This window comes from Leisingera aquaemixtae, from assembly GCF_001458395.1.
GTDB lineage: Bacteria > Pseudomonadota > Alphaproteobacteria > Rhodobacterales > Rhodobacteraceae > Leisingera > Leisingera aquaemixtae.
The window spans coordinates 150,827-168,340 of sequence record NZ_CYSR01000002.1; the positions used below are offsets into that span (position 1 = coordinate 150,827).

At 64.8% G+C, this 17,514-nt stretch carries 17 protein-coding genes and 1 tRNA gene; 6 read left to right on the top strand and 12 right to left on the bottom strand.

Annotated features, from left to right (window positions below; translation table 11 throughout):
- Positions 1 to 97: 97 nt before the first annotated feature.
- The 5 genes from PHA8399_RS00810 to PHA8399_RS00830 form a co-directional block, all read right to left on the bottom strand.
- A tRNA-Glu gene (locus PHA8399_RS00810) sits at positions 98 to 172 on the bottom strand.
- A 104-nt stretch (positions 173 to 276) separates the two neighbouring features.
- A complete protein-coding gene (gene recJ / locus PHA8399_RS00815) occupies positions 277 to 2,016 on the bottom strand; it encodes a single-stranded-DNA-specific exonuclease RecJ (protein WP_058284316.1) in 1,740 nt (579 codons plus the stop codon).
- Between the two features lie 116 nt (positions 2,017 to 2,132).
- Positions 2,133 to 3,119, bottom strand: a complete 987-nt coding sequence (gene glpX, locus PHA8399_RS00820) for a class II fructose-bisphosphatase (RefSeq protein WP_058284317.1) — start codon at positions 3,117 to 3,119, stop codon at positions 2,133 to 2,135.
- A gap of 155 nt (positions 3,120 to 3,274) precedes the next feature.
- Positions 3,275 to 4,561 (bottom strand): homoserine dehydrogenase, encoded by a 1,287-nt coding sequence (locus tag PHA8399_RS00825; RefSeq protein WP_058284318.1) that lies wholly within the window; start codon positions 4,559 to 4,561, stop codon positions 3,275 to 3,277.
- A gap of 115 nt (positions 4,562 to 4,676) precedes the next feature.
- Positions 4,677 to 4,931 carry a hypothetical protein gene (locus PHA8399_RS00830; RefSeq protein ID WP_058284319.1) on the bottom strand — a complete coding sequence of 85 codons (255 nt, stop codon included), beginning with the start codon at positions 4,929 to 4,931 and terminating at the stop codon, positions 4,677 to 4,679.
- A gap of 167 nt (positions 4,932 to 5,098) precedes the next feature.
- Between PHA8399_RS00830 and PHA8399_RS00835 the strand changes: the two genes are divergently transcribed.
- Together PHA8399_RS00835 and PHA8399_RS00840 are read left to right on the top strand one after the other, a co-directional pair.
- Positions 5,099 to 5,686, top strand: a complete 588-nt coding sequence (locus PHA8399_RS00835; protein ID WP_058284320.1) for a TetR/AcrR family transcriptional regulator — start codon at positions 5,099 to 5,101, stop codon at positions 5,684 to 5,686.
- A complete protein-coding gene (locus tag PHA8399_RS00840; protein ID WP_058284321.1) occupies positions 5,683 to 6,162 on the top strand; it encodes a GNAT family N-acetyltransferase in 480 nt (159 codons plus the stop codon). Before PHA8399_RS00835 ends, PHA8399_RS00840 begins: the two co-directional genes overlap by 4 nt.
- 19 nt (positions 6,163 to 6,181) lie before the next feature.
- Here the strand turns inward: PHA8399_RS00840 and PHA8399_RS00845 are convergent, their stop codons facing one another.
- Together PHA8399_RS00845 and PHA8399_RS00850 are read right to left on the bottom strand one after the other, a co-directional pair.
- Complete coding sequence (locus PHA8399_RS00845; protein WP_008556687.1) at positions 6,182 to 6,484, bottom strand: antibiotic biosynthesis monooxygenase family protein; 303 nt, start codon at positions 6,482 to 6,484, stop codon at positions 6,182 to 6,184.
- A 140-nt stretch (positions 6,485 to 6,624) separates the two neighbouring features.
- Positions 6,625 to 7,536, bottom strand: a complete 912-nt coding sequence (locus PHA8399_RS00850) for a pirin family protein (protein WP_058284481.1) — start codon at positions 7,534 to 7,536, stop codon at positions 6,625 to 6,627.
- 215 nt (positions 7,537 to 7,751) lie between these two features.
- On the opposite strand from PHA8399_RS00850, the gene PHA8399_RS00855 reads away from it, so the two are divergent.
- Complete coding sequence (locus PHA8399_RS00855) at positions 7,752 to 8,942, top strand: adenylate/guanylate cyclase domain-containing protein (protein ID WP_058284322.1); 1,191 nt, start codon at positions 7,752 to 7,754, stop codon at positions 8,940 to 8,942.
- A 63-nt stretch (positions 8,943 to 9,005) separates the two neighbouring features.
- On the opposite strand, the gene PHA8399_RS00860 is transcribed toward PHA8399_RS00855, so the two are convergent.
- On the bottom strand, positions 9,006 to 10,178 hold the full coding sequence (locus PHA8399_RS00860) for a 4Fe-4S double cluster binding domain-containing protein (RefSeq protein ID WP_058284323.1): 1,173 nt from the start codon (positions 10,176 to 10,178) through the stop codon (positions 9,006 to 9,008).
- A gap of 48 nt (positions 10,179 to 10,226) precedes the next feature.
- The gene (locus PHA8399_RS00865) at positions 10,227 to 11,102 is read right to left on the bottom strand and encodes a LysR family transcriptional regulator (protein WP_058284324.1); all 876 of its coding nucleotides are present in this window, start codon (positions 11,100 to 11,102) and stop codon (positions 10,227 to 10,229) included.
- A 120-nt stretch (positions 11,103 to 11,222) separates the two neighbouring features.
- On the opposite strand from PHA8399_RS00865, the gene PHA8399_RS00870 reads away from it, so the two are divergent.
- Both PHA8399_RS00870 and PHA8399_RS00875 read left to right on the top strand, forming a co-directional pair.
- Positions 11,223 to 12,179: an NAD(P)-dependent oxidoreductase gene (locus PHA8399_RS00870; RefSeq protein ID WP_058284482.1), complete on the top strand. Its 957-nt coding sequence runs from the start codon at positions 11,223 to 11,225 to the stop codon at positions 12,177 to 12,179.
- Positions 12,180 to 12,283: 104 nt separating this feature from the next.
- Positions 12,284 to 12,760 (top strand): hypothetical protein, encoded by a 477-nt coding sequence (locus PHA8399_RS00875; protein WP_058284325.1) that lies wholly within the window; start codon positions 12,284 to 12,286, stop codon positions 12,758 to 12,760.
- Here PHA8399_RS00875 and PHA8399_RS00880 read toward each other — a convergent pair whose 3' ends face one another.
- From PHA8399_RS00880 to PHA8399_RS00890, 3 genes are read right to left on the bottom strand one after another with little or no spacing between them, the layout of a single operon-like run.
- Positions 12,761 to 13,393 (bottom strand): TadE/TadG family type IV pilus assembly protein, encoded by a 633-nt coding sequence (locus tag PHA8399_RS00880; protein WP_058284326.1) that lies wholly within the window; start codon positions 13,391 to 13,393, stop codon positions 12,761 to 12,763.
- 4 nt (positions 13,394 to 13,397) lie between these two features.
- On the bottom strand, positions 13,398 to 13,934 hold the full coding sequence (locus PHA8399_RS00885; protein ID WP_058284327.1) for a TadE/TadG family type IV pilus assembly protein: 537 nt from the start codon (positions 13,932 to 13,934) through the stop codon (positions 13,398 to 13,400).
- Positions 13,931 to 15,565 (bottom strand): TadE/TadG family type IV pilus assembly protein, encoded by a 1,635-nt coding sequence (locus PHA8399_RS00890; protein ID WP_058284328.1) that lies wholly within the window; start codon positions 15,563 to 15,565, stop codon positions 13,931 to 13,933. The genes PHA8399_RS00885 and PHA8399_RS00890 overlap by 4 nt, the downstream gene beginning before the upstream one ends.
- A gap of 347 nt (positions 15,566 to 15,912) precedes the next feature.
- Between PHA8399_RS00890 and PHA8399_RS00895 the strand changes: the two genes are divergently transcribed.
- The gene (locus PHA8399_RS00895) at positions 15,913 to 17,343 is read left to right on the top strand and encodes a Glu/Leu/Phe/Val family dehydrogenase (protein ID WP_058284329.1); all 1,431 of its coding nucleotides are present in this window, start codon (positions 15,913 to 15,915) and stop codon (positions 17,341 to 17,343) included.
- Positions 17,344 to 17,514: the final 171 nt, after the last annotated feature.

A 17,514-nucleotide genomic window follows, 5' to 3' on the forward strand; every position in this document is an offset into this window, starting at 1 on the left:
TTTTTTACGCGCCGCTCGGCAGCGCTAATGCCTTGGAAACAAACGCAAATAATCGCGCTTTCGGCGCGCTTCAGCAGTCTGTTTCTGGCGGGATAAGTGGCAGCCCGTAGGGGAATCGAACCCCTCTTTCCAGGTTGAAAACCTGGCGTCCTAACCGATAGACGAACGGGCCACTCAGTGCGTGAGCGGGTATTTAGTTATAAGCGCCGGAACCCGCAAGAGAAAAAATGCGCATCCGCGAATTTTCTTATCCACAGGCCACAAGTCTTTGAAATCTCACGCTTCGGCGGCGTCTTCCAGGCGCAACTGGGGGCTTTGGCGGCCGCCCCAGGTGTTGATTTCCAGCCGTCCGGCAAAATGAAAGCGGGCGCCGCCGTGCTCCAGCAGCCGCGGGCCCAGGGGGGTGTCGAAGGCGCCAAAGCAGATCGCATCCACGCCGCCGCCCATCCCGTCGCTGAGCGACAGTTTCAGGTGGCTCTCGCCGACCTTCTTGGCAAAACGCACCTGCAGGTCGGGCAGCGCATAGCGCGGGGCAGGGGCTCCGGCGCCAAAGGGGCCTGCCTGTTCGATCTGCCCGATCAGGTCCACCGTGGCGGCGCCGGGCATAAGGGCGCCGTCCAGTTTCAGATCGGCGGGGCCGCCCTGGCCTGCGCCCTGTTTGGCCAATAGTTCGCTCAGCCGCTCCATCGCCGGTTCCAGTTTGTTGCGCATGACGGTGAGGCCCGCTGCCATCTTGTGGCCGCCGCCCTTGACCAGCAGCCCCTCTGCCGCCAGCCGCTGGATCGAGGCGCCAAGGTCGACACCGGACACGGACCGGCCCGATCCCTTGCCCTCTTCCCCGTCGAAGCCGATGACAACCGCGGGCCGGCCGGCGGCTTCCTTGAGGCGCGAGGCGACAATCCCCACCACGCCCGGATGCCAGCCCTCGCCAGCGGCCCAGACCAGCGGCGCCTCCAGCCCGCGCGCCTCGGCCTGGTCCAAAGCCGCGGCGCGCACGGCGTTTTCAATGTCGCGCCGTTCTGTATTCAACTGGTCCAGCCGTTCGGCCAGGGCGGCGGCCTCATGCGGATTGTCAGTTGACAACAGCCGCGCGCCCAGGTCGGCCTTGCCGATGCGCCCGCCGGCATTGACCCGCGGCCCCAGCAAAAAACCCAGGTGATAGGTGGAGGGGGCCGAATCCATGCGGCTGACATCGGACAGCGCCACCAGCCCGGGACGTTTGCGCGCCGCCATCACCTTCAGCCCCTGGCGCACCAGCGCCCGGTTGGCACCGATCAGCGGGGCCACATCGGCGACGGTGGCCAGCGCCACCAGATCCAGCAGGGCCATCAGATCCGGCCCCTTGGCGCCTGCCTCGCGCATCTGCCGCCCGGCCTCGACCAGCATCAGGAACACCACGCCCGCGGCGCAGAAATAGCCCAGGTCGCCGCTTTCGTCCTGCCGGTTGGGGTTCACAACCGCCACGCAATCCGGCAGCGTCTCGCCGCCCAGATGGTGGTCCAGCACGATCACATCGGCGCCCTTGGCGGCGGCGATGGGCTCATGGCTCAGCGTGCCGCAGTCGACGCAGATGATCAGGTCATGGGCGGCGGCCAGCTCCTGCATGGCGGGCACATTGGGGCCATAGCCCTCGTCGATGCGGTCCGGGATGTAAAGCGTCGCCTCAAGCCCCATTTGCCGCAGCCACACCAGCAGCAGCGCGGCGGAGCTGCCGCCGTCGACATCGTAATCGGCAAAGACCGCAATCCGCTGTTTGCGCTGCACTGCCTGCAGGAACCGGGCCGCGGCGGCCTCCATGTCCTTCATCTCGCGCGGGTCGGGCAGCAGCTCTTTCAGCTTGGGTTCCAGAAACCCCTTGGCCTCCATCGCCGGAACGCCCCTGCGGGCCAGCACCTGACAGACTGACCGGGGCAGGCCGGTTTGCTGGGCCATCATCTCCGACGCCCGGTCCACCTCCACGCCGGGGCCGACCCAGCGCCGCCCGCTCAAGGACTGCTCAACACCCAAAAAGCTCATCATCTGCCCCCATGCGCAAAGGCCGGACCCAATCCGGACCCGGCCCTTTCATCTTTCTTCAAATACTCCCGCCGGAGGCAGCGGCGCAAGCCGCTTCCCGTCCGCGCAGGACCGGCTTACATCTGATGCGGTGCCACCGGCGTGCGGTAGGACATTCGGCGTACGGACCCGGTCTTGGAGCGCATCAGCAGGGTGGTGGTCTCGACCCAGCCGGGCTGGCGCTTGATGCGCGGCAGCAGAGAGCCGCCGGTGACGCCGGTGGCGGCAAAGATCACGTCCTGAGTGACCATTTCATCGCGGGAATAGATGCGGTCCAGGTCGGTGATGCCTGCCTTGGCGGCACGCGCCTTTTCGTCGTCGTTGCGGAACAGCAGACGGCCGAAGATCTGCCCGCCCATGCATTTCAGCGCCGCTGCCGCCAGCACGCCTTCCGGAGCGCCGCCCTGGCCCATGTACATGTCGATGCCGGTGGTGCCGCTTTCGGCGCAATGCATCACGCCGGCCACGTCGCCGTCAGTGATCAGGCGGATCGAGGCGCCGGTTTCGCGCACTTCGGAGATCATCGCCTCATGGCGGGGGCGTTCCAGGATGCAGACGGTGATGTCGGACGGCGCGCAACCCTTGGCCTTGGCCAGCGCCTCGACCCGCTCGCGCGGGGACATTTCCAGCGACACCACACCTTCGGCAAAGCCCGGGCCGATGGCCAGCTTGTCCATATAGGTGTCCGGCGCGTGCAGCATCGAGCCGCGCGGGCCCATCGCGATCACGGTCAGCGCGTTGGGCATGTCCTTGGCGGTCAGGGTGGTGCCTTCCAGCGGGTCCAGCGCAATGTCGACGCCGGGGCCGTTGCCGGTGCCGACTTCCTCGCCGATATACAGCATCGGCGCCTCATCGCGCTCGCCTTCGCCGATCACCACCACGCCAGCGATGTCCAGCAGGTTCAGTTGCTCGCGCATGGCGTTCACGGCGGCCTGGTCGGCGGCCTTTTCGTCGCCGCGGCCGATCAGCGAAGCAGAGGCGAGCGCAGCCTGCTCGGCAACGCGGGCCAGGCCCAGCGACAGCATGCGGTCATAAAAGGGCGCGTCAGAGGTGTTCGAAGTCATACCGGAAATCCTGTCTCAACGGGTCAGATGTGAATGGGCGTTTCAAGCCGAATAGCGCGGGGCGGGGCCGGGTCGCAAGGGGCGATAGCGCTCGCCGCGGCGGGAAAACCCCGCCGTGGCGCGCAAACCGGCCGTTTTCTGCGGTTTCAGACGGTTCAGACCTCTTCGATGCGCAAGGCGACGGGGGTGCCGTCGACCACATCGGTGGCGGAGAGGCCGTCCAGCGCCGCATCCAGGGTGGCACGGGTGCATTTGTGGGTGACGATCAGCACCGGCGCAACCGGTTCCGAATGGCCGTACTGGCGCATCCGGTCGATCGAGACGCCGGCTTCGCCCAGGATTGCCGCCACTTTTGCCAGCGCGCCGGGTTTGTCCAGAAGCCCCATGCGCAGGTAGAACGGCGCGGGCAGGCCGGTCTGGGCGGCCGGGGCCTGCTGCAGCGTTCCGGCCGGCTGGCCGAAGGTGGAAATCCGCAGGCCGCGGGCCAGGTCCAGAACATCGCCCATCACCGCGCTGGCGGTCGGGCCTTCGCCGGCGCCGGGGCCGCGCAGCACCACCTGCTCGATCGAGTCGCCCTCGATCACCACCATGTTGGTGCCGCCTTCCAGCTGCCCCAGCGGCGAGTCGGCAGGCACCAGGCAGGGCGACATGCGCTGTTCCAGCCCGCGGGCGGAGCGCTGCGCCACCCCCAGAAGCTTGATCCGGTAGCCCATGTCGGCGGCGGCGTGGATGTCTGCCAGTTGGATGCGCTGGATGCCTTCCAGCTGCACGCTGTCAAAGTCCGGCTTGGTGCCAAAGGCGATGGAGGCCAGCAGCGCCAGCTTGTGGCCTGCGTCGATGCCGCCCACGTCCAGGTTCGGGTCGGCCTCCAGGTAGCCCAGGCGGCCGCATTCCTCGAACAGCGCGTTATAGCCCTGCTCGGTGGCCTGCATCTGGGTCAGGATGTAGTTGCAGGTGCCGTTCATCACGCCCATGACGCGGGTGATCTCATTGCCCGCCAAACCTTCGGTCAGCGATTTGATCACCGGGATGCCGCCGGCCACAGCGGCCTCAAAACGGATCACCCGGCCAGCGGCCTCGGCCTGTTCGGCCAGGGCCTGCCCGTGGATCGCCAGCAGCGCCTTGTTGGCGGTAACCACATCCTTGCCCGCGGCCAGTGCGGCCTCGGTCGCCGCCTTGGCAGCGCCTTCGTGGCCGCCCATCAGCTCGACAAACACATCCACGTCGTCACGCACCGCCAGCGCCACCGGGTCGGTTTCCCATGCATAGCCGCTCAGCGAGATACCGCGGTCCTTGCTGGCGTCGCGGGCCGACACCGCGGAAATCACCACCGGGCGCCCGGTCCGTGCCTCCAGCAGCGCAGCATGGCGGCGGATGATCTTGACCACGCCGATGCCAACCGTGCCCAAACCTGCAATCCCAAGACGAAGCGGTTCTGTCATAGCTGGAGGTCCTTTGTTCCGAAATGCTCCGCCCCGCCTTATCGGGTTCGGCGCGAGCGTGCAACGCCGCTGCCGCCTGCAGCGGGCAGAACCAGATGGGAATGCCGGGCCGCGGTCAGATTTCGGCGTTTTTCACCGCCGCGGCGCGGCGCTGCAGCCGGGCGCTGCGAGCGTCGAGCTCCTGCTGCAGTTTTTGGCTGGCCTGCTGCGGCGGCGGCAGCGGCGCAACCGCGTCATCCAGCGGCAGCAGCCTGGGGTAGCCCGCATTGCGCAGGTCAGGGGTCAGCCGGTCCTCCAGCTCAGGCACGCGGGTGCAGGCGGCAGCGCCTGCCACAGCCAGAAGGAAAGTGATCCGCGCCCACATCTGCATTGCCTTAGCCCTTTGTTCCGCTCTGCCGGTTCTAGGGGCTCCGGCGCGCCTGTACAATTGATTTCCAGCTGCAGCGCGCCGTTGGCTTCGCCGGGCAGAGCGGGTACAGAAAGGTGCTGCCGCATTCTCTCTTTTATATGAACACCTGTTCAGTTACTGTTGCGGGCATGGCACGCACCCAAGGTTCCCATTCCGACATCACCGGCCCACGCATCCGCGAGGCGGCTTTGCGGCTGTTTGCCCAGCACGGCTTTGCTGCTGTGTCGATGCGCCAGATCGCCAAGGAAGTGGGGGTGCAGGCCGGGGCGCTGTACAATTACACGCCGGACAAGCAGAGCCTGCTGTTCAGCCTGATGTCGAGCCACATGGAAGAGCTGCAGGCAGCCTGGGATGCTGTGCCGCGGGCCGCGGGCGCGATGGAGCGGTTGCGGGCCTTTACCGGATTTCATATCCGCTTTCACCTGGAGCGCCCCGATGCGGTGTTCATCGCCTACATGGAGCTGCGCAACCTGACGGAGGAAAACTTCACCGTCATCGAATCGCTGCGCCGCGACTATGAAAACGGGGTGGAGGGGATCCTGAAGGAAGGTGTGGAGCAGGGTGTGTTTGCTATCCCCGACACCAAGATCGCAACGCTTGCGGTGATTGCGATGCTGAACGGGGTCAACACCTGGTACCGGTCTGAAGGGCGGCTTTCGCTGGATGAGGTGGAGCGGGCCTATTGGAACATGGTGCAAAAGGCGGTCAGCGCTTGAGCCTGTTGACCCTGCGGACCAGACGTCTGCGCGCGGCGCGCTGGCAGGAGCTGACGGAGGCGGACCTGGCGGCGCTGTTTGCGCCGAAGGTGGTGCAATGGCTGCCGGAAGGGTTCCAGACGCAGGACAGCGACCGGGCCCGGCGCGATTTCCTGGCGGCAGTGGCGCAGCAGGCCGAGGTGATTGGCTTGTGCGCCGCGAAGGGGCAGGCAATCGGGCTGCTGATCCTGTCACATCCGGAGGACGGCAGCAAAACCCGCAACCTTGGCTATCTGTTTGCCGAAACTGCTTGGGGGCAGGGCCTGGCTAGCGAGCTGATCAGCGGCTTGCAGGCGCATTTCAGCGGCAGCGGCATCTGCCTGAGCGGCGGTGTCATGCAGGAAAACGCGGCCTCGGCCCGGGTGCTGGAAAAAGCGGGCTTCACCCCGCAGCCCGCGGGCGGGGAGACGATCTATAACTGGTGCGCCAGCGGCTGAGGCACAGGGGGGCGGCCTTTCAGCTCAGCAGGCCGATCATGTCATAGTGGTCGATCTGGCGGTTCAGGACCATCGGGTCCTCTTCCGGCAGAACATGCGGCTGCTCCCAGTCCTCGCCGGCAAAGGCCTGCAGCGCGTCGATGCTCTCCCACACCATCACCACGCAGAAGGTCGCGGGCGAATCCGGCCGCGGCAGCCCGGCTGTGACCGAGACCAGCCCCGGCTGGCGGCGCACATGCGGCACGGCGGTGTTGGTCAGGAAGTCCTTGAAATCTCTGATCTTGTCGTCGCGGACGGTGGCGCGGAACACCCGGATAATCATCTCTCCCCCCATCTGAGCAGTGGACGGGGGGAGTATAGCATATCAGGGGCCCGTTTGGCGGGCCGCAGCCGGAAACTGCGCGGGCTTGCGCCGCGCGCAGGGAAAGGCGCGCACCGGTTTTTCCGGTCAGTTTTACCCGGTCAGTGCGCGGGCTTTATAAATGTGCCGTTGCGCAGGTCGCGGAAGGCCTGCTGCAGTTCGGCCTGGGTGTTCATCACAATCGGCCCGTGCCAGGCCACCGGCTCATTGATCGGCGCGCCGGAGATCAGCAGGAAGCGCACGCCCTCGGGGCCTGCCTGCACGTTGATCGCGTCGCCGGTGCCGAACCGGACCAGAGTGCGGTCGCCGGACAGGTCGCGGATGTTGACCTCCTGGCCTGCGACCTCCTTCTCCAGCAGCACCCCTTGCGGGGCTGAGGCATCGGCAAAGGCGGCCTCGCCCTCGAACACATAGGCGAACGCGCGGCGGTAGGTATCCACCGGCAGGGTCTTCCTGACGCCTGCGGGGACGTAAACATCCAGGTACTGCGGGTCGGCGGCGATGCCGTCCACCAGGCCGCGCTTGCCCCAGAAACCGCCGGCAATCACCTTCACCCGGGTGCCGTCATCGTCGATCACCTCCGGGATCTCGGTGCCCTTCACGTCCTGATAGCGCGGGGCGGTCATCTTCTGGCTGGCGGGCAGGTTGCCCCACAGCTGGAAGCCATGCATCTGCCCCTTGGTGTTGCCCGAGGGCATTTCCTGGTGCAGGATGCCCGACCCAGCGGTCATCCACTGCACGTCGCCCGCACCCAGGGTGCCGGTGTTGCCCAGCGAGTCGCCATGCTCCACCGAACCGGCCAGCACATAGGTGATGGTCTCGATGCCGCGGTGCGGGTGCCAGGGAAAGCCGCGCAGGTAATCCTCGGGGCGCTCGTTGCGGAAGTCGTCGAACAGCAGGAACGGGTCCAGCTCCGACGGGTCCTGAAAGCCGAAGGCGCGGTGCAGCTTGACGCCGGCGCCCTCAATGTGAGGCTGGGCGGCGCGGGTTTCGAGAATGGGTCTGAGGGACATCTCCATGCCTCCTGTAAACATTGGCTGCGGCTAAGATAGGATGTGCAGGACTGTCCGGAAACCTGTCGCCGGAAACGGGTGCTGTGCGCAGGTGAACAGACTGGCCCGCAGCCCGCAGGGCTGCCCGGCCCAACGGGACGCGCTGCCGCAGGCGGCAAGGACGGGCGGGAGCATTGCCGTTGCCGGGGGCATCCCCTGCGCGGTAGCCTGAGCAAATGACACAAACCCCCGACCCCCTGCTGCAGCTGCCGCCGGAGCGGCTGCAGGACGCTTTGCGCCTGATCTCCTTCGCGCTGGAGGAGGGGCGTTCCTCCAAGGATCCGGAACAGCTGCTGGCAAAGGTTTGCGGCCTGATCCGGGCGGCGGGCGTGCCGCTGCAGCGGGCTGCCTCCATCGTGCAGCTGCTGCATGCCGAGGCGGTGGCCAGCGCCCGCTTCTGGGAGCACGGGCAGGGCACCCGCAGCGAGCTGTTCCCGTTCAACGAGGACAGCGGCGAAGGCTACGCGCGCTCCCCGGCGGCCGATGTGCACAGCACAGGCGACTGGGTGATCCTGTGGCTGCCGGACACGCCGGACGGCCGCTATGGTATCGTCCCGGACCTGAAGGCGGAAGGCTACACCCACTACATCATGGCGCCGGTTTTCATGGCAATCGGCACGGCAGGCATCTTCAGCTTTGCCACCCGGGCGGCAGAGGGATTCTCTAGCGAAGACATCCGGTTCCTGCGTGCGGTGTTTCCGGCGCTGGCCGCCAGCCAGGAGGTTCTTTCCACCGCCCGGACCCTGCAGGAGGTGCTGCGGATCTATGTCGGTGAGGAGCCGCAGCGGCGGATCCTGTCGGGCGATGTGCACCGGGGCGAGGTGATGCGGATACGCTCTGCCATCCTGTTTGCCGATATGCGCGGCTTTACCGGTCTGACAGCGGGCATGAGCGCGGAACAGGCCACCGGTCTGCTCAATGCCTACTACGATTGCATTGTGCCGCCGGTCGAGGCCGCGGGCGGCGAGGTGCTGAAACTGATCGGTGATGGCATCCTGGCGATCTTCCGCGCTGAGGAGGACGAGGCGCGAACCTGTGCCCGGGCGCTGGCTGCCGCCCGCGATGGGCTGGCGCGGGTCTCCGCCCGGCTGGACTCGCCGCCGTTCGAGGTTGGCATTGCGCTGCACATTGGCGAGGTTGCGTTTGGCAACGTGGGGTCGGGGATGCGGCTGGATTACACGGTGATCGGCCGCGACGTGAACCTGGCCGCGCGGGTGGCGGAGCTGTGCGGCGCCAAAGATGAGCCGCTGCTGGTGTCGTCCGGGTTCCTGCAGCGGGCGGGGCTGCAAGGGCGCTCACTGGGAGCGCAGAGCCTTAAAGGACTGCAAGCACCTGAGGAGGTGTTTGCCGTTTCGCTGAGCCCCTGAGCGCTGTTTGGAAAATCAGCCAAGGGCCGCTTGCGGCAGGGGCATTTTCAAAGCTCTCCTGTTTCAGGCCCGGTCCCACCACGCCGACGGTTTGCGCCGCTGCCCATGCTTGCCTGCCAGCCGCAGCGCCAGCTTGCGCAGCGGGCCAAGCGCCAGCTTCAGCCACAGCCGGTTGCGCCGTTTGGAATAGTCGCGGTTGAACGGGCAGACCCGCATGCAGATGGCGCAGTCAGAGGCCATCTTGGCCCAGAACGAAAAACACTTCTCCGCGTCCGAGGTCCATTTCCTGACCCCCTTGATCGCCGAGACATTGGCGGTTTCGGTGGAGGGCGGGCCATAGGGCAGCGCTTTCACCGGGCAGGCGTCGGCGCATTTGGTGCAGATCCCGCAGAACGCCTTCACCCCCAGCGGCTGCGGCAGGTCATGCGCCAGCGGCAGGTTTGTGAAGATCTTGGAGAACCGCAGGCGCGGCCCGAATTCCGGTGTGATCACCATCTGATTGCGGGCGTATTCCCCCAGGCCCGCCTTGACCGCATAGGGGATCACCAGGCCGGTATCGTTCATCGAGGCCACCGCCTCATAGCCCAGATTGCGGATATAGGCGGCCAGTTGCATCACGATGGAGGCCTCGTGGCTGTATTCCCGCCCTGTCGCCGCCCCCGCCAGCGCAGAGGGGTAGGCGGCCACCAGGTCCTTGTCCATCTCATGGCCCAGCACGATCACGCTGGTCAGCCCCTCGGGCAGATCATGCGGCGCCTCGGACATATCGCGGGCATCGACCCGCGCCGTATAAAGCCAGCGTTCGTCCAGATCGGTGATGCCGCAGAGATCGGCGCCGAAGAACCTGGCGATGCGTTTCACCTCGGCGGACATCTTTGCGGGGTCGTCAACGGCCAGTGCGTCCTTGGCAACCGGCGTGTCCGGCCGGATAGCGGCCTGAAACCCCTCGCGGAGGCCCTCCTGCGCCCGGCGGCTGGAGATCACGTCGGAAATCAGCCAGGCGGCGTTGCGCAGGGCAAAGTCGCGCTGGGTGAAGCCGTCGCCGCGCCGCGGCGCGGCCTCCATCCGGTAGGAGGCGAAAAACCTGGCAGTGTGTTTGGATTTCACCCGCTCGTCCCAAAACGCGCGGGTGAAAATGTCGTTGCGCTGCGAAAACCGCTCGAAACCGTCGGTGACGTCGATCCCTGCGGCTGCGTCGCCGTCACGCTGGGGCGGTGTGTTCTGGGGCCAAGGCATGGCAGGACGCTAGCCGCCTGCCGGCGGTCCGGCAAGGGGCCGTGCCGGTCAGCAGAACAACGACACGACCCAGTCGCGCACCAGGGCGGTTTCGGCGCTGTTGGGGGCTTCGCCCGCGGCGGGCATCAGATAGTGGCCCTGGCCCATCGGGATTTCAGCATCCAGAACCGGCGCGAGCCGGCCTTGCGACAGCGGCAGTTCGGCGTAGCGGCGCATCAGCATGGCCACGCCTGTGCCGGAGGCTGCCAGCTCGATTGCGGCCAGAGAGGTGTCGACATAGAGCGGCGCGCCGCGGTACTTGAGCGGCACGCCCTCCTGCTCCGACAGCCGCAGCCAGTGGTCCTGGTAGCCGTGGATGTGGATCAGGGTCTGGCCGAACAGCTGGTCCACCGATTGCAGCTGCGCGGCCAACTGCGGCCGCGCGGCGGGAATCACGCTTTCGGTGGAAAGCAGATGCGCGCGCCGGTCAAACCAGCCGGTAGGACCCAGCCGCAGGTCGATATCCACGTCCTCGTCCTGGGTGCTGCCGGCCCAGACCGCCGAGATCAGCCGGATGCGGATATGCGGGTGGGCGCTGTGAAACGCCCCCAGCCGCGGCGCCACCCACAGCACTGCGGTAGAGACCGGCGCCCGCAGGGTCACGGTCCGGGTCTGCGCGTGGCCCAGCAGGCCGCGGGTGGAATAGGCGATATCCGTCAGCGCCTGCGCCACCGACGGGTAATAGGCGTGGCCCAGCTGCGTCAGCTCCAGATGCCGCGACCGGCGGATGAACAGGGTGATGCCAAAGCTTTTCTCCAAGCTGCGCACTTGGTGGCTGACCGCGGCCTGTGTCAGCCCCAGTTCCTCCGCCGCGGCGGTGAAGCTTTTGAGGCGGGCGGCGGCCTCAAAGGCGCGCAGCCAGACGAGATTGGGCAGATCGGACATGTACGTTGCAAAAATTCTTGGGGTCAGGACGCATTATTATTCGTTTTTGTTTTGGCTGGGGTCAAGCTAGCCATATCGCAGGCGATACCCGGGGAGGAGAAGCGGGACATGAAATCTAAGATGAAGATCGGCTTTATCGGCCTCGGCAATGTCGGCGGCAAGCTGGCCGGCAGCCTAGTGCGCAACGGGCTGGAGGTGGCCGTGCATGATCTGGATGCGGCGCTGGTCGGGAAATTCGTCGCGCGCGGCGCCAAGGCGGGCGGCAGCCCGGCGCAGATGATGCAGGACTGCGATGCGGTGATTACCTGTCTGCCGAGCCCTGCGGCCTCGGACGCGGTGGTCACCGAAATGCTGCCGCATGTGCAGCCCGGCAAGATCTGGATGGAGATGTCCACCACCGACGTGGAGGAGGTGAAACGCCTGGGCGCCCTGGTGGCAGAGCGCGGCGGCGCGCCGGTCGACTGCCCGGTCTCCGGCGGCTGCCACCGCGCCGACACCGGCAATATCTCGATCTATGCAGGCTGCGAGCGGGAAACCTTCGACCGGATCCTGCCCATCTTGACTACTATGGGCCGCCGCATCCTGCATGTGGGGGAGATCGGCAACGCCAGCCTGCTGAAGGTGATGACCAATTACCTGGCCAACATCAACCTGCTGTCGCTGTGCGAGGCGCTGACGGTGATGAAGGCCTGCGGCATGGACCTGGGCATGACCTATGAGGCGATTGCGATGTCCTCGGGCAACTCCTTTGTGCATGAGACCGAGAGCCAGCTGATCCTGTCGGGATCGCGCGATGTCAGCTTCACCATGGATCTGGTGATGAAGGATATCGGCCTGTTCCAGACCCTGGCCGACCGCCACAATGTGCCGCTGGAACTGTCGCCGCTGATGATTGAGATGATGAAGGACGGCCAGCGCCGCTATGGCGAGCGGGCGCAGTCGGACCGGATGATCGAGCGGCTTGAGGAAGCGACCGGGCTGTCGGTCACAGCACCAGGATTCCCGCAGGAACTGGTCGACGACGAGCCCGAAGAGCCGGGGTATGAGGTGGCCGTGCGCCGCGCTGCAGCAGAATAACTTTGCCCCCGCCTGCACGGCCGCATTCAGCCCCCGTGCAGGCGGGGGCTGTTTTCTTTGGTAAATCCGGTTTATGCCCGGCTCAGCAGTAAGGGGAGCAGCTGATGAGCAAAGACGTTCTGGCCACAATCGAGGCTTCCGGAGCGCGCCGGGTGATGGGCACGGCGATGCTGGGCCTGACCGGCGGCCTGCTGGTCTATGTGGCGTTCTATGCGCCGCCGTCGCCGGCCTGGCTGGTGTTCCTGCTGGTCGTGGGGGCCGCGGCGCTGTGGCTGGCGGTGCGGATGTGGCAGGCCACAACGCACCGGATCGAGCTGACCGCCGAGGAACTGCGCTGCTCCAACGGGCAGGTGATTGCCAGGGTGGAGGATATCGAAGCCATCGACCGCGGCTTCTTTGCCTTCAAACCGTCAAACGGGTTTCTGATCCGCACCGGCACGCCCGGAAGCCGAACCTGGATGCCGGGGCTGTGGTGGCGGTCCGGCCGCCGCATCGGTATCGGCGGGGTGACGCCGGGCTCGCAGGGCAAGGCGATGTCGGAAATCCTGGCCGCGATGCTGGTGCAGCGCGGCCAAGTCTGATCAGGCAGGCGGCCCGGCCTTCTCGGCGTCATCGTTGTGGTTGTTGCCGTTGCCCTTGTCCTCGACAAAGACGACCTGCGGGGCAAAGCGCGGGCGGGTGAAGACAAAGTTCTGCACGTCCATCAGCGGAATGCCCACATTGAAGGCCGGCTGGATCTCGTTCCAGGTCTCCACCAGGATCACGCGTTCCTGATCGGGCATCGCGGGCAGATTATCTTTCACCTCGTTGATGGTGCCGTCAACCCACTCCTGAAACACGCTGCCGCGGACTTTTGACCAGTCGACGTAGTACCGCTTGTCAGCCTCGTCCCAGCGCACAACGGAGATCCGGGTGGACAGCGTGGTGTCACTGCGCACCAGTTCCGTGGCCAGCGCGTGCATGCTGTCGATATAGGCTTCGTTCACATAATTGGTCTCGCGCGAGATCAGGTCGGAGACAGTATAGGCGGCCTTCATGTTGATGCTTTCCTGCCGGAAGGCGTCAAAGAAGGTGTAGATGGCTGCAAACAGCCCCAGCAGCAGCGGCGCGTAAAAGGCGAACTCGATCGAGACGCTGCCTTGGGTGCCGTTCAGAAAGCGGCGGGCGGGACCGGGCAGGCGGCTTGAAATTTGGCGGGACAGCAGGGTCAGCATGGCGTTACCTCGGTTCCTGGACGAAGGCGGATGAAGCGATCAGATTGACGCGGCCGTCGCCGTCCTTGGTCAGGTGGGTGCCCAGCCCCCAGGTCGGAAAGATCGGCTCAAATTTCATGCAGGCGCGGATGAACATCAGTTCGTTTGACTGGCCGTTCACGAAGGTCCGCACCGGCTGAACCTCCTCGACACTGTCAATGCAGTCAGGTGTCGGGTCGATTGGCGTCCAGGCGTAGGGGTTGATCCGGAGCATCTCCAGGCGCAGGGACGTGTTGCATTCGTCGATGAAGCCTGAGCGGGTGCAGATCTCATCGCGCAGCTGGTCATGGCTCATGTCGCCGCCGGTGCTGAGGCGGATGGTGCGGACGGTCTGGTCCAGCGCCCGCTCCAGCTGGGAATGGCGCAGGTTGATCATCCCCAGTTCGACGGTCGACATCAGGATCATGATGAAGGCCGGGATGACGATGGCGAATTCCACGGTTGCGTTGCCATCCTGCTGCTGCCGGAAACGGCGCAGGCCGTGTGCGGCACGGCGGATCATTGGGTCAGCCTCAGCTGGCGGATCGAGGTGGCGATCGACGAGAACGCATCGGAGATTTCCAGGCCCTCCACATCAAAGAAGTGGGCAGGCGAGCTGGCGCAGTCCTCCAGCACCCTGATGCCCTTGGTCGGGGCCTCGAAGCCGACCGAATAGACGATCACGCCCTGATCCTTGGTGATGTCGCAGATCGTCTTGGTGTGCTGGTCCTTGGCGACGCGGTTGTGGAAAGTGCGGCCTGCCGTGTACCAATAGGCCCAGGCATCGGAGGTGTTCCGGTAAAGATAGCGGGCGATGGAGGCCAACGAAACGCGGGCGTGCAGTTGCTGATATGACAGGCGGGCTGAAGAGCCGCTTTCCGCGTGTGTCGTGCAGCTGTAGTAGCCGCAGGTTTGGTAGGTGCCCTCGCCGTAAATGTGGTCCTCCCAGCGACCCATCGGATACCAGTAGTAGTCTTTTCCGCTGGGGCCATCGCTGGGATTGTAGACCGAGAAGAGGTCCGCCTCTTCATTGTACCAGACGTCCGAGGTCCCCTCCCGGCGGCTGTTGTTCAACATGTATTGGTTGGTATTCTGGCCGTCGGACATCAGGATGATGATCTTCAGCGTGTCGCCGCTGCCGTAGTCGGTCGGTCGGTTGCGGAAAGACGCGTCGATCACGCCATCGTCGACCAGCGCGTTCACAACGCCACGGGCCGTGGGATCCAGCAGGGCGCTGCCCCACTTCATGCCGATGTCGATCGAGGTGTTGCCGTAAGCCGTAAGGCTGTCAATGTAGGCATGCAGTTCTGCGGCGTCGTTAGTGAAGGGCAGAATGGCTGAGCCGGCCCGAGTCGGGCAGACGGGTCTGTCGATCATATTCATCGAATAGGTGAATGTATCGAAGTGTGCAGTGCGGATCAGGTTTTCACCCTGATTGAGCGTGTGTTTGCTGAACTGATCTTTGATGAAATTCACGCAGTAGGAAGAGTCATGCTCCTGCGAAACGTTGGGGTATTTGCTGAGCAGCTCCTTACCGGCATTCACCTGCGTCGCATAAGGGATGATCGAGATCGACAGATTGGTGACATCGGTATTGGAGGTGATCTGTGTCACAAAGGACTTCGCGGCGGCCTGCAGGTTCACCAGCCGGTTGCCGGAGTTCATGGAGCCGGAGATATCAAGCACCATCGAGATTTCGACGCTGCCGATAGTCTCTTCCGCGCGGGAGTTTGCGTGGAGGGACATGTTGTCGCCGCCTGCGAACTTCAGCAGATAGGCCTCGAAATCGGTGTTGATCGTCGCCTCGACACTTTTGTAGCCAAGCCCCTTCTGATCATCCGGGTCGGAATAATACTGCTGCAGCCCGGCCTTGGTCAGGTAGTCCAGAACGACAGCGTCGGCGTCCAGGGATTGGTCCAGATCCGCCGCGGCGAGCACTGCCCGGTCGAGTGTGTACTGCAGCTCAGTCCGGTCGCGCTCCATCCGCATCAGGTCCACCCCGATGCCGCCGACCGCAAGCATGGCCAGGAAGGTGCCGATCATCGGCTTCGCCAGAACCCCGTCCTCTTCGCGCAGGAAGCTTTGCACCTTGGACAGCCCGGACAGCCTGAGCGGGCTGCACAGCGCAGTGGAGTTTTTGTGACGCATGTTCATCGTAACACCCCCTAAATGCCCTGCCGGCTCTGGAACGGGTCTGCACGGCTTTGGCAGCGGAATTTACGTTTATTAATGCTTGGTAAAGGTGGCGGAATTGGGGCGCCATTTTGCCGAAATAGCTACGATTGTAATGGACCGGAGGTCCAATATTCCGCTGTTGCGCCGCGTTGTCGCGGTGGTGCGGACAATGGCTTCCGGGCGGGCGGCGAATCGTCAACCTTTGGATAAAATGAGAATCTTTTTGGCAGGGAATGGTCAAAAAGGTCGCACTCCTTAATTATCTCTGCATAGAGTGAGGGCATCATCGGCAGCGAGTCGATGTTTGATCACGGAGAAGTTTTTAGATGAGCAGCCGCACAGAGCCGAGCTTCCGCGAAAGCGTGGACCTGATGTTTAACCGGGCCGTATCCCTGATGGATCTGCCGCCGGGGCTGGAGGAAAAGATCAGAGTTTGCAACGCAACTTATACAGTGCGGTTCGGGGTGCGCCTGCGCGGTGCCATGCACACGTTTACCGGCTACCGTTCCGTTCACTCCGAGCATATGGAGCCGGTTAAGGGCGGTATCCGTTATGCCACCGGCGTGAACCAGGATGAGGTTGAGGCGCTGGCGGCGCTGATGACCTATAAATGCGCCCTGGTGGAGGCGCCGTTCGGCGGCTCCAAGGGGGGCTTGTGCATCGACCCGCGCGAATATGACGAGCATGAGCTGGAGCTGATCACCCGCCGCTTTGCCTATGAGCTGGCCAAGCGCGATCTGATCAACCCGTCGCAGAACGTGCCCGCGCCCGACATGGGCACCGGCGAGCGCGAGATGGCCTGGATTGCAGACCAGTATGCGCGGATGAACACCACCGACATCAATGCCAAGGCCTGTGTCACCGGCAAGCCGCTGAATGCAGGCGGGATCTCCGGCCGGGTCGAGGCGACCGGCCGCGGCGTGCAATACGCCCTGCGCGAGTTCTTCCGGTATGAGGAAGACAAGGCCGCCGCCGGCCTGTCCGGCAAGCTGGAAGGCAAGCGCATCATCGTTCAGGGGCTCGGCAACGTTGGCTATCACGCGGCCAAGTTCCTGTCCGAGGAAGATGGCGCACTGATCACCGGCATCATCGAGCGTGATGGCGGGCTTTACAGCGCGGACGGCCTGGACGTGGAGGCGGTGCGCAACTGGATCGTCAAGCACGACGGCGTGGCCGGTTATCCCGACGCGCAGTTCGTCGAAGACGGCGCGCTGCTGCTGGAGGAAGAATGCGACGTGCTGATCCCGGCCGCGCTTGAAGCGGTGATCAACCTGTCCAACGCCGAGCGTGTCAAGGCGCCGCTGATCATCGAGGCCGCGAACGGCCCGGTGACCGCAGGCGCGGACGAGATCCTGCGCAAGAAGGGCACGGTCATCATTCCTGACATGTATGCCAACGCAGGTGGTGTGACGGTGTCTTACTTTGAGTGGGTCAAGAACCTCAGCCATATCCGCTTCGGCCGGATGCAGCGCCGTCAGGAAGAGGCGCGCCACCAGCTGGTCATCGACGAGCTGCAGCGCCTGGATGACGTGATGGGCGATACCTGGTCGATGTCGCCGCACTTCAAGGAGAAGTACCTGCGCGGCGCGGACGAGCTGGAGCTGGTCCGCTCCGGTCTCGATGACACCATGCGGGTGGCCTATCAGTCGATGCGCGAAGTCTGGCACAGCCGCGATGACGTGACAGACCTGCGCACCGCCGCCTATCTGGTGTCGATCGACAAGGTCGCCAAGAGCTATCACGCCAAGGGCCTTTGACGGGCCGAACGGGCGGACTGCAAGGTTGCGCAACAGCGGCGGGGCGGAGGGGAAACTCTCCGCCCCGTTCTTATTCCCGCCTGCAGGCTGCACGTTATCTGCCGCCGTAAATAATACTGGACACAAGTGATCAGTTCGTGTGATTTCCAGCAAAGCCGTGCTGATGTGCCG

Coding starts and splice junctions, on each gene's coding strand:
- PHA8399_RS00860 (WP_058284323.1), bottom strand. CDS start 10,178: ATGCCTTGGCCCCAGAACACACCGCCCCAGCGTGACGGCGACGCAGCC.
- PHA8399_RS00855 (WP_058284322.1), top strand. CDS start 7,752: ATGACACAAACCCCCGACCCCCTGCTGCAGCTGCCGCCGGAGCGGCTG.
- PHA8399_RS00845 (WP_008556687.1), bottom strand. CDS start 6,484: ATGATTATCCGGGTGTTCCGCGCCACCGTCCGCGACGACAAGATCAGA.
- PHA8399_RS00885 (WP_058284327.1), bottom strand. CDS start 13,934: ATGATCCGCCGTGCCGCACACGGCCTGCGCCGTTTCCGGCAGCAGCAG.
- PHA8399_RS00865 (WP_058284324.1), bottom strand. CDS start 11,102: ATGTCCGATCTGCCCAATCTCGTCTGGCTGCGCGCCTTTGAGGCCGCC.
- PHA8399_RS00895 (WP_058284329.1), top strand. CDS start 15,913: ATGAGCAGCCGCACAGAGCCGAGCTTCCGCGAAAGCGTGGACCTGATG.
- recJ (WP_058284316.1), bottom strand. CDS start 2,016: ATGAGCTTTTTGGGTGTTGAGCAGTCCTTGAGCGGGCGGCGCTGGGTC.
- PHA8399_RS00875 (WP_058284325.1), top strand. CDS start 12,284: ATGAGCAAAGACGTTCTGGCCACAATCGAGGCTTCCGGAGCGCGCCGG.
- PHA8399_RS00835 (WP_058284320.1), top strand. CDS start 5,099: ATGGCACGCACCCAAGGTTCCCATTCCGACATCACCGGCCCACGCATC.
- glpX (WP_058284317.1), bottom strand. CDS start 3,119: ATGACTTCGAACACCTCTGACGCGCCCTTTTATGACCGCATGCTGTCG.
- PHA8399_RS00850 (WP_058284481.1), bottom strand. CDS start 7,536: ATGTCCCTCAGACCCATTCTCGAAACCCGCGCCGCCCAGCCTCACATT.
- PHA8399_RS00830 (WP_058284319.1), bottom strand. CDS start 4,931: ATGCAGATGTGGGCGCGGATCACTTTCCTTCTGGCTGTGGCAGGCGCT.
- PHA8399_RS00880 (WP_058284326.1), bottom strand. CDS start 13,393: ATGCTGACCCTGCTGTCCCGCCAAATTTCAAGCCGCCTGCCCGGTCCC.
- PHA8399_RS00825 (WP_058284318.1), bottom strand. CDS start 4,561: ATGACAGAACCGCTTCGTCTTGGGATTGCAGGTTTGGGCACGGTTGGC.
- PHA8399_RS00890 (WP_058284328.1), bottom strand. CDS start 15,565: ATGAACATGCGTCACAAAAACTCCACTGCGCTGTGCAGCCCGCTCAGG.
- PHA8399_RS00870 (WP_058284482.1), top strand. CDS start 11,223: ATGAAGATCGGCTTTATCGGCCTCGGCAATGTCGGCGGCAAGCTGGCC.